This is a genomic window from Blautia coccoides, from assembly GCF_034355335.1.
GTDB lineage: Bacteria > Bacillota > Clostridia > Lachnospirales > Lachnospiraceae > Blautia > Blautia producta.
The window spans coordinates 5,669,897-5,683,998 of the sequence record NZ_CP136422.1 but is presented as its reverse complement, the minus strand read 5'-3'; the positions used below and the strand labels follow the sequence as shown (position 1 = coordinate 5,683,998).

The 14,102-nt window shown below is 48.3% G+C and carries 15 protein-coding genes; 1 reads left to right on the top strand and 14 read right to left on the bottom strand.

Features of this window, described 5'->3' with window-relative positions:
* The 14 genes from phoU to BLCOC_RS25565 all read right to left on the bottom strand — a co-directional run bounded on the left by phoU (window position 1) and on the right by BLCOC_RS25565 (window position 13,090).
* Window positions 1–672 (bottom strand): phosphate signaling complex protein PhoU, encoded by a 672-nt coding sequence (phoU, locus tag BLCOC_RS25630; protein WP_029471380.1) that lies wholly within the window; start codon window positions 670–672, stop codon window positions 1–3.
* A gap of 1 nt (window position 673) precedes the next feature.
* A complete protein-coding gene (pstB, locus tag BLCOC_RS25625) occupies window positions 674–1,432 on the bottom strand; it encodes a phosphate ABC transporter ATP-binding protein PstB (protein ID WP_018595523.1) in 759 nt (252 codons plus the stop codon).
* Window position 1,433: 1 nt separating this feature from the next.
* Window positions 1,434–2,297, bottom strand: coding sequence for a phosphate ABC transporter permease PstA (gene pstA, locus BLCOC_RS25620; RefSeq protein WP_115623789.1), 864 nt, complete (start codon window positions 2,295–2,297; stop codon window positions 1,434–1,436).
* The gene (gene pstC / locus BLCOC_RS25615) at window positions 2,290–3,147 is read right to left on the bottom strand and encodes a phosphate ABC transporter permease subunit PstC (RefSeq protein ID WP_029471378.1); all 858 of its coding nucleotides are present in this window, start codon (window positions 3,145–3,147) and stop codon (window positions 2,290–2,292) included. The genes pstA and pstC overlap by 8 nt, the downstream gene beginning before the upstream one ends.
* Before the next feature lie 34 nt (window positions 3,148–3,181).
* The gene (locus tag BLCOC_RS25610) at window positions 3,182–4,156 is read right to left on the bottom strand and encodes a substrate-binding domain-containing protein (protein ID WP_115623788.1); all 975 of its coding nucleotides are present in this window, start codon (window positions 4,154–4,156) and stop codon (window positions 3,182–3,184) included.
* Window positions 4,157–4,477: 321 nt separating this feature from the next.
* The gene (locus BLCOC_RS25605) at window positions 4,478–5,098 is read right to left on the bottom strand and encodes a V-type ATP synthase subunit D (protein ID WP_115625494.1); all 621 of its coding nucleotides are present in this window, start codon (window positions 5,096–5,098) and stop codon (window positions 4,478–4,480) included.
* A gap of 94 nt (window positions 5,099–5,192) precedes the next feature.
* Window positions 5,193–6,578 carry a V-type ATP synthase subunit B gene (locus tag BLCOC_RS25600; protein ID WP_018595528.1) on the bottom strand — a complete coding sequence of 462 codons (1,386 nt, stop codon included), beginning with the start codon at window positions 6,576–6,578 and terminating at the stop codon, window positions 5,193–5,195.
* A gap of 12 nt (window positions 6,579–6,590) precedes the next feature.
* On the bottom strand, window positions 6,591–8,357 hold the full coding sequence (locus BLCOC_RS25595; RefSeq protein ID WP_018595529.1) for a V-type ATP synthase subunit A: 1,767 nt from the start codon (window positions 8,355–8,357) through the stop codon (window positions 6,591–6,593).
* Complete coding sequence (locus BLCOC_RS25590; RefSeq protein WP_018595530.1) at window positions 8,350–8,937, bottom strand: V-type ATP synthase subunit E; 588 nt, start codon at window positions 8,935–8,937, stop codon at window positions 8,350–8,352. The genes BLCOC_RS25595 and BLCOC_RS25590 overlap by 8 nt, the downstream gene beginning before the upstream one ends.
* An 18-nt stretch (window positions 8,938–8,955) precedes the next feature.
* On the bottom strand, window positions 8,956–9,264 hold the full coding sequence (locus tag BLCOC_RS25585) for a V-type ATP synthase subunit F (protein WP_018595531.1): 309 nt from the start codon (window positions 9,262–9,264) through the stop codon (window positions 8,956–8,958).
* A gap of 43 nt (window positions 9,265–9,307) precedes the next feature.
* A complete protein-coding gene (locus BLCOC_RS25580; protein ID WP_018595532.1) occupies window positions 9,308–9,745 on the bottom strand; it encodes an ATP synthase subunit C in 438 nt (145 codons plus the stop codon).
* A gap of 21 nt (window positions 9,746–9,766) precedes the next feature.
* The gene (locus tag BLCOC_RS25575) at window positions 9,767–11,716 is read right to left on the bottom strand and encodes a V-type ATP synthase subunit I (RefSeq protein WP_029471376.1); all 1,950 of its coding nucleotides are present in this window, start codon (window positions 11,714–11,716) and stop codon (window positions 9,767–9,769) included.
* 17 nt (window positions 11,717–11,733) lie between these two features.
* Window positions 11,734–12,774, bottom strand: coding sequence for a V0D/AC39 family V-type ATPase subunit (locus BLCOC_RS25570; RefSeq protein WP_018595534.1), 1,041 nt, complete (start codon window positions 12,772–12,774; stop codon window positions 11,734–11,736).
* Window positions 12,775–12,778: 4 nt separating this feature from the next.
* On the bottom strand, window positions 12,779–13,090 hold the full coding sequence (locus tag BLCOC_RS25565) for a hypothetical protein (RefSeq protein ID WP_018595535.1): 312 nt from the start codon (window positions 13,088–13,090) through the stop codon (window positions 12,779–12,781).
* A gap of 258 nt (window positions 13,091–13,348) precedes the next feature.
* On the opposite strand from BLCOC_RS25565, the gene trmB reads away from it, so the two are divergent.
* Window positions 13,349–14,002 (top strand): tRNA (guanosine(46)-N7)-methyltransferase TrmB, encoded by a 654-nt coding sequence (gene trmB / locus BLCOC_RS25560; protein ID WP_115625493.1) that lies wholly within the window; start codon window positions 13,349–13,351, stop codon window positions 14,000–14,002.
* Window positions 14,003–14,102 lie beyond the last annotated feature (100 nt).

The following is a 14,102-nucleotide window of genomic DNA, read 5'->3' as shown; positions in this document are numbered from 1 at the left end:
TCATTCTTTTTCGATATCCAGATGGTGTTCATCGCTCTCGTGGATACCGGTTATGGAATACTGTACCCATTCAGCCACGTTTACTGCATGGTCCCCGATGCGTTCAAAGTATTTGGCTGCCATCAGGATATCCAGGGCTGCTCTTGGGTCTGCGTTATTTTTCTGGATCAGTTCCAGCAGTTCGCCTTTTACTTTGTTAAAGAGGTCATCTACAATATCATCAGAAATAATGACAGATTCGGCCAGTTCCAAATCATTTTTTACGAAGGCATCCACGCTAAGAGTTACCATGCGGATGGTTGCGGAAGCCATGTCGTGGATCTGTACTTTGCTGCTGATATCACTTTTGACAATGTAAGGGGCCAGGTCTGCGATATCGGCGGCCTGATCGCCGATGCGCTCCAAGTCGGATATCATTTTAAGCGCAGCCGATATGATCCTTAAATCACGGGCTACGGGCTGCTGCTGGAGCAGAAGACGCATGCAGATATTCTCAATCTCCCGCTCTTTTTCATCTATTTCACCCTCCATGGCGGCCACTTTTGCGACCACGTCGTTTTCCGGCTCATCCAGGGCCTGTGCGGCCAGAGTGATAGCCTGCTCACACAGGCTTCCCATTTTGATCAGTTCTACATGAAGCTGTTCCAACTGTTTGTCAAATCTTGTGCGCATATTATCCAAACCTCCCTGTGATATAGTCCTCGGTACGTTTGTCCTGAGGCATTGAGAATATCTGTTCTGTCTCCCCGTACTCTACGATCTCTCCCAATAGGAAAAATGCTGTCTTGTCTGAAATACGGGCTGCCTGCTGCATGTTATGGGTTACCATGACAATGGTGTAATCCTTTTTCAGCTCCACAGCCAGGTCTTCAATCTTGGAAGTGGAGATGGGGTCAAGGGCAGAGGTGGGTTCATCCATGAGAAGAACCTCGGGCTGAACTGCCAGTGCTCTGGCAATACAGAGCCGCTGCTGCTGCCCGCCGGACATGCCAAGGGCATTTTGTTTCAGGCGGTCTTTTGTCTCATCCCATATGGCAGCGTCCCTCAGGGATTTCTCCACAATATCATCCAGCTTTGTCTTGGAACGGATTCCATGGGTACGAGGGCCGAAGGCAATATTGTCGTAAATACTCATGGGGAAGGGGTTTGGCTTTTGAAATACCATGCCAACTCTTTTTCTCAGGAGATTAACGTCCATTTTGCCGTAGATGTCCTCACCGTCCAGTAAGATGCTGCCCTCTATGCGGCATCCCTCAACCAGGTCATTCATTCGGTTCAGGGATTTGAGAAGTGTGGATTTGCCGCAGCCCGAGGGACCGATGAAGGCGGTTATTTTGTTTTCCGGTACTTTTAAATTTATGTTTTTCAGTGCCTTAAAATCTGTATAGTATAGATCCAGGCTGCTGATAGATATCTTTTCCGTATTATTCATTTTACTTTCCTTTCACCAGTTTTTTTGCCAGTGCGCCGGAGAACCAGTTGATGACCAGCACAAGCAGAAGCAGTATGACAGATACAGCGTAGGCCTGATCCATATACAGGCCCTCTCTGGAGAGATTGTACATGTGGACAGCCAGTGTGGAGCCTGAGGACATAACACTTGTGGGCACCTGGGCAACGGCCCCGGCGGTATAGATCAGAGCGGCTGTCTCTCCCACGATCCTGCCCACGGCCAGGATGACACCTGCCAGTATGCCTGGAATGGCACTGGGCAGCACGATTTTAAAGACTGTCCTGAGCTTGCCGGCTCCCAGACCAAAACTACCCTCCCGGAAGGTATCCGGGACAGATTTCAGGGCCTCCTCTGTTGTACGCATGATGAGGGGAAGGATCATGATGGACAGTGTCAGGGCACCGGCCATGAGTGAGTATCCCCATTTCAGCGTTGTCACAAAGAAGAGAGCGCCGAACAGGCCGTATACGATAGAAGGAATACCGGATAGAGTCTCTGTTGTGAGCCGGATGACCTCCACGAACTTGTTTCCGCGTTTGGCGTATTCTACCAGATAAATAGCAGAGAAGATGCCAAGGGGTACAGCGATCAGCAGAGATAAAAAGGTGATGATCAGTGTATTGATGATGGAAGGCATCATGGATGCGTTCTCTGATGTATAGTTCCAGGCAAATAGTTCCGGTTTCAGGTTGGGAACTCCGTTTATTAAAATATAGGCGATCAGGAAAAACAGAACGGCAAAGGTAATGGCAGCGCAGAGCAGGACCAGCAGCATCAGGATAAATGAGCCAGGCGTGCGTCTGTATTCTTTTAATTTTTGACACAGATTTTTTTTGTTATGCATTGTGTTTCCTCCGATTGAGCAGGGCTACACAGAAATTGATGAGAAGAATGAACACGAACAGGACAACACCTGTGGCGATCAGTGCTTCCCTGTGCAGATCAGCGGCATAGCCCATTTCCAATACAATATTGGCGGTCATAGTGCGGACACCGCGGAGGAGTCCTCTGGGCATTCTGGGCTGGTTGCCGGCGATCATGACAACAGCCATGGTCTCACCAATGGCACGGCCGATACCTAATACGACACCGGCAATGACACCGGATTTGGCAGCAGGCAGCATAATGGAGAAAATGCTCCTCTCATGTGTAGCACCCAAAGCCAGTGCTCCTTCATAGTAACTGCGGGGAACAGAACGCAGTGCGGATTCACTGACCCCTATGATCGTGGGCAGTATCATGATCCCAAGTAAAATGGAGGCAGTCAGCATACTGCTTCCGTTTCCCTCGCGGAACATGCCGCGGATCAAAGGCACAAGCACTACAAGGCCGAAAAAGCCATATACCACTGAGGGAATCCCGGCCAGCAGCTCTGTGGCTGATTTTAAAAAGGGATAGATTTTTTTCGGACAGTATTCAGCCATGAAGATGGAAGTGAGGATGCCTATAGGAACGCCTATGACAATGGCTCCTGCTGTCACGTAGATACTTCCCATGATCATAGGAAAGATACCAAAGATATCGTTGCCCGGTTTCCAGCGCTCTCCCAGAAGAAAGTTGAAAAGGCCGATTTCTTTCATGGCCGGTATGCCGTTTACAAAAAGAAAGAGGCAGATCAGCGCAACTGCGAATATAGATGCGCAGGCAGCTATAAAAAAGACTGCCTGCATTACTTGTTCTTTATGTTTTTTCATGTTTTTAACCTCGGATATGAGTTCATGATCACGATCAAAGTGCTTCATCCCATGCCAGAGCGTCACCGGTGAAGATGGATTTTACCTGGTCAGAAGTCATTTCATCGGTAGGATTGTTGTTGTTGACAATAACAGCAATACCGTCCAGGGCAATGACTGTAGGGGTAAGACCTGCTTCCAGTTCGGAATCCTTCAGCTCTCTGGAGGCCATTCCGATGTCGCAGACACCGTCGATGGCGTTCTGCATGCCGGTAGTGGAATCGCTTGTCTGGATTTCAATCTCAACACCGCTGTTGGCGTCAGCGTAAGCTTCTTTCAGTTTCTCCATGACAGGTGATACGGAGGAAGAACCGGCTATAACAACTTTTCCGGAAGCTCCGTTTGAGCTATAGGCCTCAGCGTTATCCAACGGGATGTAATTATTGTCTGCCACAACAGCCTGACCTTCTTTGCTCAGAATATAGTTCATGAAATCCTGTCCTGCTTCACTTAAACCTTCTTTTACTGCAATATTAAAGGGTCTGGAAATTTTGTAGGTACCGGCTTTGATATTGTCTGCTGTGGCTTCTGTGCCGTCAATCTTCAGCGCTTTTACCGTATCATTTAATGAACCAAGAGAGATATAGCCAATGCTGTATTCATCCTGTGCTACAGTGGACATCATGACAGAGGTACTATTGGTGATGTTTGCCTCCTCTGTTGTCATATCCATTTTCTCTCCGTTTACTTCTTCCTCAATCCCAAACAGTTCCACAAAGGCGCCGCGTGTACCGGAACCGTCTTCTCTGGAAACGACCGTGATGTCATTGCTGGTGTCCCAGTCACTGTTTTTCTCACTTCCCGCATCTGAAGTGCTGTCAGAAGTGCCCGCACTTCCTTTATCAGTGCTGTTCTCTGCGTTGGCAGTGGAGTTTGTATCTGTACTGTTTCCTGTGTCGTTATTGCTGCCGCATGCTGCAAGTCCGAATACCATTACACCTGCGAGTACGATTGCTGCTAATCTTTTCATAGTTTTGATCTCCTTTTTCCTCGAAATGTCTGATGATCTGCAACAGTCCAGACTGTCCGGATTGTTGCGATGATTTGTCGTTGTTACGAGTTTCAGTATAAAGGGGGAAAGTAAAATACAAAATCTTAGTTATGTTAAATGTAAGTAAAGTGAGAAATGTAAAATTTGAGAAATGTAAAATAATAAAGCATCGCCACAGGCGATTCTGCTTGGATTTTGCTCGTAATCGTGAGGGTACTGAACCATTACAATAATAGATATAACACAAAAAGGCTGCCGCACAAATGACTTAACAATCATAAGTGAGGCAGCCTTTTTGTATTATCCCTTATTCTGCATCCGTTTGATCACCTTCAGCCTGGTGAACTCCTCCCTCTCCTTTTCCTCCAGAGCGTTGGAAATGGATTTGGTCAAGTCCTCAAACTTAGGGATCGTGATATTTTTCAGCGCATTGGCACGCTTTTGTGTTTTCTTAATATTGATAGCCAGCCTGTAGGCTGAATTCTCTACCATGGACAGGCGGATCGTGAGCAGTTTTACCTTCTCAAAGGCCGCTTTTGCTTCATCCAGAGAGGCTTTGGTACCGTAATAGGCATATGTGGGAGCCCCTGACGGCGGATCAGACTGCACCAGGGGAATCTCGGTTCCCATGACACTTCTGGTCTTGACGCGGATGGAATCCTCCACAGGCACCGTGCGGGAGATCTCCTGCACATGGTTGATGCCGATTTCCATATTGGCCTTCTGGAGAGCCGCATAGGCGGTACGGAAGGTGATATCGATCTGGTCCTGGATGTCCTTGGCCTGATCGATTAATTCCATCAGCTCACGGATCAGGATGTTTCTCTTTTTATCCATCAGGTCAAAGCCCTGCCTGGACAGCGCCAGGGAATTCTTGGCTAATATGAGATTGCCTTTGGTTGGAAAGGTATTTGGATCCATAACATCACCCTTTCTGTAAAGTCTTTGCTGTTTTGTGTCTGGTTGTAACGATTCAATGGGACCGCGCATCTACAGCGCTGCCCGTACGTCCGGTTTACTCTTCTTCCACGGGATGATAGTATTGATCCAGGATCTTGGTATCGATACGGTCCAGTTCGTCTCTTGGGATCATGCCCAGAAGCTGCCAGCCCAGGTCAAGGGTTTCTTCAATGCTTCGGTTCTCATCCGGTCTCTGGCCTACAAAATCATGTTCAAAGGCATCGCCGAATTTCAGGTACTTTTTATCCAGAGGTGAAAGCTCATCCTCACCGATAACAGATGCCAGTGCCCTAGCGTCTCCAACCTTAGCGTAGCAGGAGAAGAGCTGATTGGCTACGTCCTGATGGTCGCCCCTTGTATAGCCCTCTCCGATACCATCCTTCATAAGCCTGGACAGGGAGGGAAGTACATTGATCGGCGGATAGATCGCCTGCCCGTGGAGCTGCCGCTCCAGAACGATCTGTCCCTCTGTGATGTAGCCTGTAAGGTCCGGGATGGGGTGTGTGATATCGTCATTGGGCATGGTAAGAATCGGTATCTGTGTTACGGAACCGGAGCCGCCTCTTACAATGCCGGCGCGCTCATACAGAGTTGCCAGCTCGCTGTACAGATATCCGGGATAACCTTTTCTGGAAGGAATTTCCCCTTTTGAGGAGGAGACTTCACGCATGGCCTCCGCAAAAGATGTGATATCTGTCAGGATGACCAGAATGTGCATGCCTTTTTCAAATGCCAGATACTCCGCAGCAGTCAGTGCTACTTTAGGGGTGATCAGACGCTCCACCACCGGGTCATTTGCCAGGTTCAGATACATGACCACGTGATCTGCAACACCGCTTTCTTCAAAGGTACGGCGGAAAAATTCGGCCACGTCGTATTTGACACCCATGGCAGCAAATACGATGGCAAATTTTTCATTGCTGTCACCGCCAAGGGAAGCTTGCTGTACGATCTGGGCAGCAAGCTGATCGTGGGGAAGGCCGTTTCCTGAGAAGATCGGAAGCTTTTGCCCTCTGATCAAAGTAGTCAGTCCGTCAATGGCGGAAATTCCGGTCTGGATATAGTTACGGGGATATTCCCTGGTTACCGGGTTAAGCGGAAGACCGTTGATGTTGGAGCGGACCTCGGGCATAACAGGACCAAGGCCGTCAATGGGTTTTCCGATACCGTTAAAGGTTCTTCCCAGGATATCGGCAGAAAGCTCTACCTCCATGGGATGACCTGTCAGCTTTGTGTGGGTGTTCAGAAGAGACATATTTTCTGTGCCCTCGAACACCTGGATCACTGCTTTATCTTCATAAATTTCTACAATTCGGCCCAGCTTTTTGGAACCGTCGTCCACCTTGAACTCCACAATTTCATCGAAGGAGGCATCACGTACGCCCTCCAATACAACCAGAGGTCCATTGATTTCGCTCAAGCCGAGATATTCAATTGCCATGATCGTTCCTCCTTATGCATTCTTTTCCATGACCGTGTTGTAGAAATCGTCAACGGCCTTCATGTAGTTGTCGATCAGTTCCAGCTTGTCATTTGGAACATCATATTTGATGGAAATGATCTTCTCGAATATATTCTCCCTGCGGAGCACTGACATGGGCATACCCATGGCGATCAGGCTTCTGCAGCGCTTGTACAGATACAGGATGACTTCCATCATCTTAAACTGCTTATCCAGGGATACGCAGGTGTCATCAGGGTGGAAGGCGTTCTGCTGCAGGAAGCCCAGACGGATAACCCTAGCAATCTCCAAAGTCAGCTTCTGGTCATCCGGGAGCACATCACTTCCGATCAGCTTTACAATTTCCATCAGGCTGCTCTCCTGGTTCAGGATAGCCATCAGGCGGTTTCTGTCATCTACAAATTTGGGTGAAACATTTTCACTGTACCAGTGGGACAGATCTCCCAGATATTCGCTGTAGCTGGTGAGCCAGTGGATAGCCGGGAAATGTCTGGCATAGGCCAGGGATTTATCAAGACCCCAGAAGCAGCGCACAAAACGCTTGGTATTCTGGGTCACAGGCTCGGAGAAGTCACCGCCCTGGGGCGATACGGCTCCGATGATGGAGACGGAACCCTCCGTGCCGTTTAAGTTCTGCATCATGCCTGCCCTCTCGTAGAAAGCGGAGAGGCGGGAGGCCAGATAAGCCGGGAAACCTTCCTCGGCGGGCATTTCCTCCAGACGGCCTGACAGCTCACGCAGAGCCTCAGCCCACCTTGAAGTGGAGTCAGCCATGATCGCCACGTCATATCCCATATCCCGGTAATATTCTGCCAGGGAAATGCCTGTGTAGATGGATGCCTCACGGGCAGCCACGGGCATGTTGGAGGTGTTGGCGATCAGCGTGGTACGGGCCATGAGGGCATTGCCGGTCTTGGGATCGTGGAGCTTTGAAAAGTCCTCCAGAACCTGCGTCATCTCATTGCCGCGCTCGCCGCAGCCGATGTAGACAATGATGTCTGCGTCTGACCATTTGGCGATCTGGTGCTGTGTCATGGTCTTGCCTGTTCCGAAACCGCCGGGAACGGCTGCTGTGCCGCCCTTGGCAATGGGAAACAGAGTGTCCAGGATACGCTGTCCTGTTACCAGTGGGATGGTTGCCGGGTAGCGCTTATTTGTGGGGCGCGGAATACGGATAGGCCATTTCTGCGCCAGTTTAAGGGGATATTCGCTGCCGTCGGCAAGCTGAACCACTGCCAGAACGTCAGTTACAGTGTAAGAGCCGTCCTTGACTACTTTGGATACGATCCCCTCCACCTGGGGTGGAACCATGGATTTATGCACAATGGACGGGGTTTCCTGCAGCTCCGCAATGATGGTGCCGCCGTGAACCTCCATACCGTCCCGGATTGTCATGTGTACGTCCCATTTTTTCTCTGTGTCCAGGGAATCTACCTGCATGCCGCGGGAGATGTATTTGCCGGACTGTTCAGCAATGACAGAGAGGGGACGCTGGATACCGTCGAAAATGTTGTCCAGGATTCCGGGGCCAAGCATAACAGAGATGGCATCACCTGTGGCAGTGACCGTCTCCCCGGGTCTTAAACCGCTGGTCTCCTCAAAAACCTGAACAGTGGTGGTATCCTTTTTCAGGGAAATAACCTCGCCTACCAGGTTTTCCTTTCCCACGTATACCATTTCCGACATCTTGAAGCCTGTATTGCCTTTCAGATAAATGACGGGACCGTTGATGCCGTAGATAATTCCTGTTCTATTCATGTAGCAGCCCTCCGTCAAAATTAAATTCTTCTTTCTCGTTTTCGTATAAAGTCTTGAATGTGTGGTCGATCAAAATATTCTTTGCGGGGATCACGGCCCGCACGCCGCCCATAAAGGGAGTCTGTGAGACCAGGAGAGGAGTCCCGCATCTGGCAGCCAGAGTTTCCAGCAGGGAAGTGTCCGCAGGAGTCAGATAAATCTGTACTTCATCCTCGCCGGCAATGGTAAGAGCCTCCCTGATCTTTTCTTCCAGCCAGACAAGGTATTCGGGGCTGCTCATGAAAGCTTCTAGTTTATTTTTAACCTCCACAAACAATTCCTCGCGCAGTTCCTGCTGCTTTTTGGACAGACGTCTTTTGATGTGAAGCTGTTCCGCAGACAATGCCTTGTTGATCTCACGCTTCGCGTTCTCTGTCTCCAGTTTTAACTGGCCGCCGGCATTTTTCTGTTTATCTTCTTTATGTTCAGCGAGCATCTGAGAGAGGGCGGCGCGGTATTCTTCCAGGGCCTTTTCAGACTCCTCCCGTGCGCTCTCCATGGATACTTCGTAGAAATGCTGCAGTTTTTCTTCGGTTGTCATGTCGTTCACCTTCTTTATCTATAATTTCAAACCGATTGCCTCATTGACATAAGAGAGAATAAAATCGGGTGCACGGCCGGTACCATGTCGGTCGGGGATTTCTATAATAAGCGGCAGACGATGGTTCAGCCGCATGTCGTCAATGATATCCGGAAATTCTCTGCCGAACTTTTCAGTCAGCAGGATGATGCCGTTTTCCTTGTTGGCAATGGCGTCTTCCAGGGCTTTTCTCAGTTCCTCCCGTTCATGCACCACAACACCTTCCACGCCTGCAAGGCGCATTCCCGTGTAGGTGTCTATATTATCGCTGATCAAAAACATTTTCATAATGCATCAGTCTCTTTCTATTCTGAATATAAGGCAGCCCGCATCATCCCAGTTTTCCTAAGATCATGAAGGAAATAATAAGTCCGTACAGAGCAATACCTTCTGCCATGGCTACGAAGATCATGGATTTACCAAACAGAGAGCCGTCTTCACTGATCGCACCCAGAGCAGCACTTGCAGAGGAGGCAACAGCGATACCGGAGCCTATGCCGGAAAGTCCAGTAACCAGAGCGGCACCGATGTAGCCAAGGCCGGTTGCAAGGCCTGCGGAAGCTGTATCAGTGGCAGCGCTTACAGAAGCGGTTCCGCCCATCATTACAATGGAAGCCACCAGAAGGGTTCCAAAGAAGAAGAAGCAGTTGACACCCAGTGATTTTTTATAACGTTTTTTATTTTTCTCTCCCAGGAAAAAGTATCCGAAGGGAACAATGATGCTTAAGATCAATGCGGCTGCTATAGTAAATTGAATTAATGTTGTCATAATAATGAATCCTCCTTAGGTTTATGCATTTTTCTTTTCTCTTTTTACACGCTTTAAGAATGGGTGGAATTCCCTGCCGCTGCCTTTATAGAAACGGCTGAACATTTCATAATATTCCAGACGGAGTACCTGGATACCTACGATCAGGCCCTCCATAGCGCATACGAAAGCGTTGCCAAGCACGATGACAAGCCAGTTGATGCTGCCTCCGCTTTCAGCGCCTGCCAGCATAAGCACAACGCCCATCATGGCGGCATGGCTGACAGCGAATGCACCGATACGGACGAAAGAAAGGGTATTGGAGAGATAACTCAGCATTACCTCAAAAAGTTCAAAGAAGCTCTGAACAAAGAACATAACCTTTCCGCCCTCCACAACAGGCTGTTTCTTCTTGATGATACGTGTAAGCGGCTCTTTCAGCATGATCAGGATAAGCGGTACCCCGAACATGACGACCAGGATCGCTGTTGCAGGAAGAGAGTGTCCTGTCAGATACAGCAGGATCATAATGGTCAGTGCCCCGTAGAAGACCAGACCGCAGACGGCATTCTGGTCAAACAGGATATTTTCCGTATCATGGCTTCTCACCGCATTGATGATATGGAAGATCATGGTCAGCAGGATAAGGAACATGCCGAAGACGATCGCCACGATGAAAACGGTGTTCATGTTGCCAAGGCCGGGTACATTGGTCATGGCATCCACAGGCCGCAGCCATATGGGTTCCAGCACATCTTCAAATCCAAAAATGCTGCCGAACATGAAGCCGAAGAAGGTGGAAAAGATTCCGGCTGTGCCGATGATGGCAGCCAGATCCATTTTTTTGAATTTGTAAAGCAAAAATCCGCCGATGGCCAGCAGAAGCCCCTGTCCCACATCACCGAACATGGCGCCGAAGATGAAGGAATATGTGATGGCCACAAACATGGTGGGGTCCATCTCATTGTAGGCGGGAAGGCCGTACATTTTCACATACATCTCGAAAGGCTTGAACACCTTGGGATTTCTCAGCTTTGTGGGCGGCTGTGTACGTATATTGTTCTGGTCATCTTCAATAATGCAGAACAGTTTGGCGTCGTTTTCTATATCTTTTTGGAAAGCCAGGGCGTCCTTCTCTGTCATCCATCCGCAGAGTATATAGAAGGTCTCCTGATGCTCTCTGACACAGGCAGCTACCTTTCGCACATCAAAGTTGGTGGAAAGGGCGCTTAAAGCTTCCTTTGCGGAGAGTATGGCTGAGGCGTCGCCGCGGAGCAGCAGACGTATCTCTTCCTGGCAGGAGGCCATGTGTTTGTCAATGGTCTCCAGCTTTATTTTCAATTCCCGGTGTATGGCCTGGGGAGTACCGTGGTAGTAATCCTTTTTCAGATAGATCCTTTCAAAATGCATGGAGGAGAAGACAGCATCCACTTCCTCCATTTTTGTCCAGGGCACGAAATAGACACCCCAGACATATTCATCTTCATGGCAGGGATAAAACCAGGTATCCAGGTCATCATATACATACTCTTTGAACTTGTTATAATATTCCTTGGCGATCCGGCCGAAACGAACCTGAACAAAACGGTAATGCACCAGTTTATCCACATCTTCCGGCAGGTTCAGGAAGGGGGTGATACGGTTCAAGTCTTCCACAACTGCCGTCCGCTTTGCCTTCAGGTCATCGCATTCCGCATTGATGTCAGAGAGCTTCTGGCTGAGGGAGTCAATAAGATCAGTGGCTTCATCCAGGGAAATATCCCGGATTGGCACGTCCTCTGTATCCTGCAGCAGCCCTGCAAATTCTGTGGCCTTGTTCAGGATCTCCTTATAAGGGTTGATCTGAATATAGGGGGACAGGTGCTGCACCTGCGTCAGCTGTGCCATGGCATTTTCCAGATGGATCTCATATTTAGCCAGGTATTCGTTGACTACTCTGTCAATGTCAGACTTCGGACCGGTAATGCTCAAGAATTTCATTTTCTCAATCATGTCAATTACCTCCGAGGTTAATTTTTGTGAATATAATCCAGCGTCTCAGCCGGGGACAGTCCGTAGCGGATACACTCGATCGCAGTGGTGAGCCGGTCTACTTCGTGTTCTTTATGATAAAAATAAGAATAGATCATAATGACTGAGTGCGGATATTTTCTTGCCTCTGACTCCAGGACATTCCTGAGATTCAGAGTATAGTATTCTTCCAGGTTATCCGGCGCAAGTTCAGGATAACGTTTTTTATAAGCAGTAGTATCCAGCACGCGGCGGAATTCATCATTGTCCGCTGCCTCCACCAGTGCGGTAACCTCTTTGTGGGAGAGCTTATAGTGCACGGGTATGAGCAGTGCGTAGATATCAGCCGGGGCCATATGGTAATACCTGCGGGAGCGGTAGATCCACTGCAGGTTGAGCATATCGAATTTATTGCCGTAGGCTTTGATAATTTCTTGCAGATCTCTTTTGCTGAACAGCTTATCTTTTACAGACCAGATATTTGCAAAATAATACTGGTCAAGCGCCATGCCGTAATCAAAAAGGAGCGGTGTATATTCTTCCCCGATCTTTGACAGAGGGGAGTAATATTCCGTACCTTTCAAACAGTTTACAAATTCTTCAATTGTAGTTGCCTGGGTCAGTTTATCCAGATCCAGTTTGGAATGCCGGTCAAAGAAATCCTTGAACAGCGACAAATCCAGTCCTTCCCGGGTCTTGTCAAAGACCTTTCTCAGACAGTCCTTCATAACATCAATCTCATATCTCTTAAAATACAAAGCCATAAAGGTGCGCTGGGAGGGATTTGCGAATTTGTAAATTTTAGCAAAGTTCTGATGGATCGTGTGGGTAAGCAGTTTTTCAATATCACCCCTGTGAAGGGAGTTTTCATCCAGGTCGGCCCACAGTTCTTTGAACCCGGGCTGCTTTTTCAGGTAAGCAACCACCTGGGGAACAGATTCTAACTGAGAGATTTCCTGATACTGCTTTTCCGTCATGAGCTTGCTCTGCATGGCACGGATTTTTGTTGAAAGACCGCTGTAAGATAACAGGGTTCCCATATCATCACATCCTTAATATTTTGTCATACAGTTTTTGAGCCATCTCTTCGTGATGAGCTTCATAATACTTTTCCATTTTACGCAGGATTTCATCCGTTTCCGCTTTCTGGTTTTCTAATTCTTTTTCCATGTTGATCTCCAGATCCCTGCGGATGGATTCCAGTTCTTTGGCTGTCTGCCGGTCTGCTTCTTCGTCAAAGGCTTTGATCTGGGCATCATTCTCTTCGGAAAGCCTTTTTTTCTGGACGGCAACGTCCTCCATAATCCGGGAAGCAGCGGCTTCTATTTCCGCCAGTTTGCTGATAACATCTTCCATAGATCTTCCTCCTTGTGTCTTCTTTATATCATACACCTTTTTCAGAAAAAATCTATAGAAAGTTTCATAATTTTTAAGCTAATTTATACAAAAGATATAATAGATACCCGCTTATTTCTCGTGTTTTTTGGCGAAATTTGCGGTTATCTTTGACAAAGCAAAAAGTTTTCAGTTATACTGAAGGAAAGCAGAAAAAACCGCACACTGAGCCGGGCGGCTCTGTCTGCAGGAATGACTTTAAGAAAGGCTGGATATAAGATGCGTTTGAGAAATATACCCGGGGCAAAGGATGCCATTGCCGAGAGCGCTTACGTGATACAGAGTCCTGAGGAAAATGCAGGAAAGTGGCATGAGGTATTTAAAAACGGAAATCCTGTCCATATAGAGGTAGGAATGGGAAAAGGCCGTTTTATCATGGACATGGCTGCCCAAAATCCGCATATTAATTATGTAGGGATCGAGATGTACGACAGCGTTCTTCTGCGTGCGCTTCAGAAAATGGAAGAGCGGGAAACAGAGACGGGAGCGCCGGAGAATCTGTTTTTCATGAGAATGGATGCCAGAGAGCTGCCGCTTGTATTTAATCGGGGAGAAGTGGACAGAATATATTTAAACTTTTCCGACCCATGGCCCAAGGAGCGCCATGCAAAGAGAAGACTCACTTCAAGGCAGTTTCTGGAGCGCTATGACGCTGTTTTGGCAAAGGACGGCACTGTGGAGTTCAAGACCGACAACAGGGATCTTTTTGATTTCTCTGTGGAGGAGGTTAAGGAAGCCGGCTGGAAACTTCTGGCCTGTACCTATGACCTGCACCACGATGGAGAGCTGAACCTGGGAAATGTGATGACTGAATATGAGGAGAAGTTCTCCTCCATGGGCAATCCCATACACAAACTGATCGCGGCCAGGTAGAGAAGTAAAGTTTTGGTTCCTGGCGGTCACCGCTGGAATCGTGATCTCTGGTTTCGGCACAGGATTTTTGTCATATGATATAGAGAAGCAGTTTTACCTG

Coding starts and splice junctions, on each gene's coding strand:
- pstC (WP_029471378.1), bottom strand. CDS start 3,147: ATGAAAAAACATAAAGAACAAGTAATGCAGGCAGTCTTTTTTATAGCT.
- BLCOC_RS25590 (WP_018595530.1), bottom strand. CDS start 8,937: ATGACAACCGAAGAAAAACTGCAGCATTTCTACGAAGTATCCATGGAG.
- BLCOC_RS25570 (WP_018595534.1), bottom strand. CDS start 12,774: ATGGGAACCCTGTTATCTTACAGCGGTCTTTCAACAAAAATCCGTGCC.
- BLCOC_RS25565 (WP_018595535.1), bottom strand. CDS start 13,090: ATGGAAGATGTTATCAGCAAACTGGCGGAAATAGAAGCCGCTGCTTCC.
- trmB (WP_115625493.1), top strand. CDS start 13,349: ATGCGTTTGAGAAATATACCCGGGGCAAAGGATGCCATTGCCGAGAGC.
- pstB (WP_018595523.1), bottom strand. CDS start 1,432: ATGAATAATACGGAAAAGATATCTATCAGCAGCCTGGATCTATACTAT.
- BLCOC_RS25600 (WP_018595528.1), bottom strand. CDS start 6,578: ATGGCAATTGAATATCTCGGCTTGAGCGAAATCAATGGACCTCTGGTT.
- phoU (WP_029471380.1), bottom strand. CDS start 672: ATGCGCACAAGATTTGACAAACAGTTGGAACAGCTTCATGTAGAACTG.
- BLCOC_RS25610 (WP_115623788.1), bottom strand. CDS start 4,156: ATGAAAAGATTAGCAGCAATCGTACTCGCAGGTGTAATGGTATTCGGA.
- BLCOC_RS25595 (WP_018595529.1), bottom strand. CDS start 8,357: ATGAATAGAACAGGAATTATCTACGGCATCAACGGTCCCGTCATTTAT.
- pstA (WP_115623789.1), bottom strand. CDS start 2,297: ATGCATAACAAAAAAAATCTGTGTCAAAAATTAAAAGAATACAGACGC.
- BLCOC_RS25580 (WP_018595532.1), bottom strand. CDS start 9,745: ATGACAACATTAATTCAATTTACTATAGCAGCCGCATTGATCTTAAGC.
- BLCOC_RS25585 (WP_018595531.1), bottom strand. CDS start 9,264: ATGAAAATGTTTTTGATCAGCGATAATATAGACACCTACACGGGAATG.
- BLCOC_RS25605 (WP_115625494.1), bottom strand. CDS start 5,098: ATGGATCCAAATACCTTTCCAACCAAAGGCAATCTCATATTAGCCAAG.
- BLCOC_RS25575 (WP_029471376.1), bottom strand. CDS start 11,716: ATGATTGAGAAAATGAAATTCTTGAGCATTACCGGTCCGAAGTCTGAC.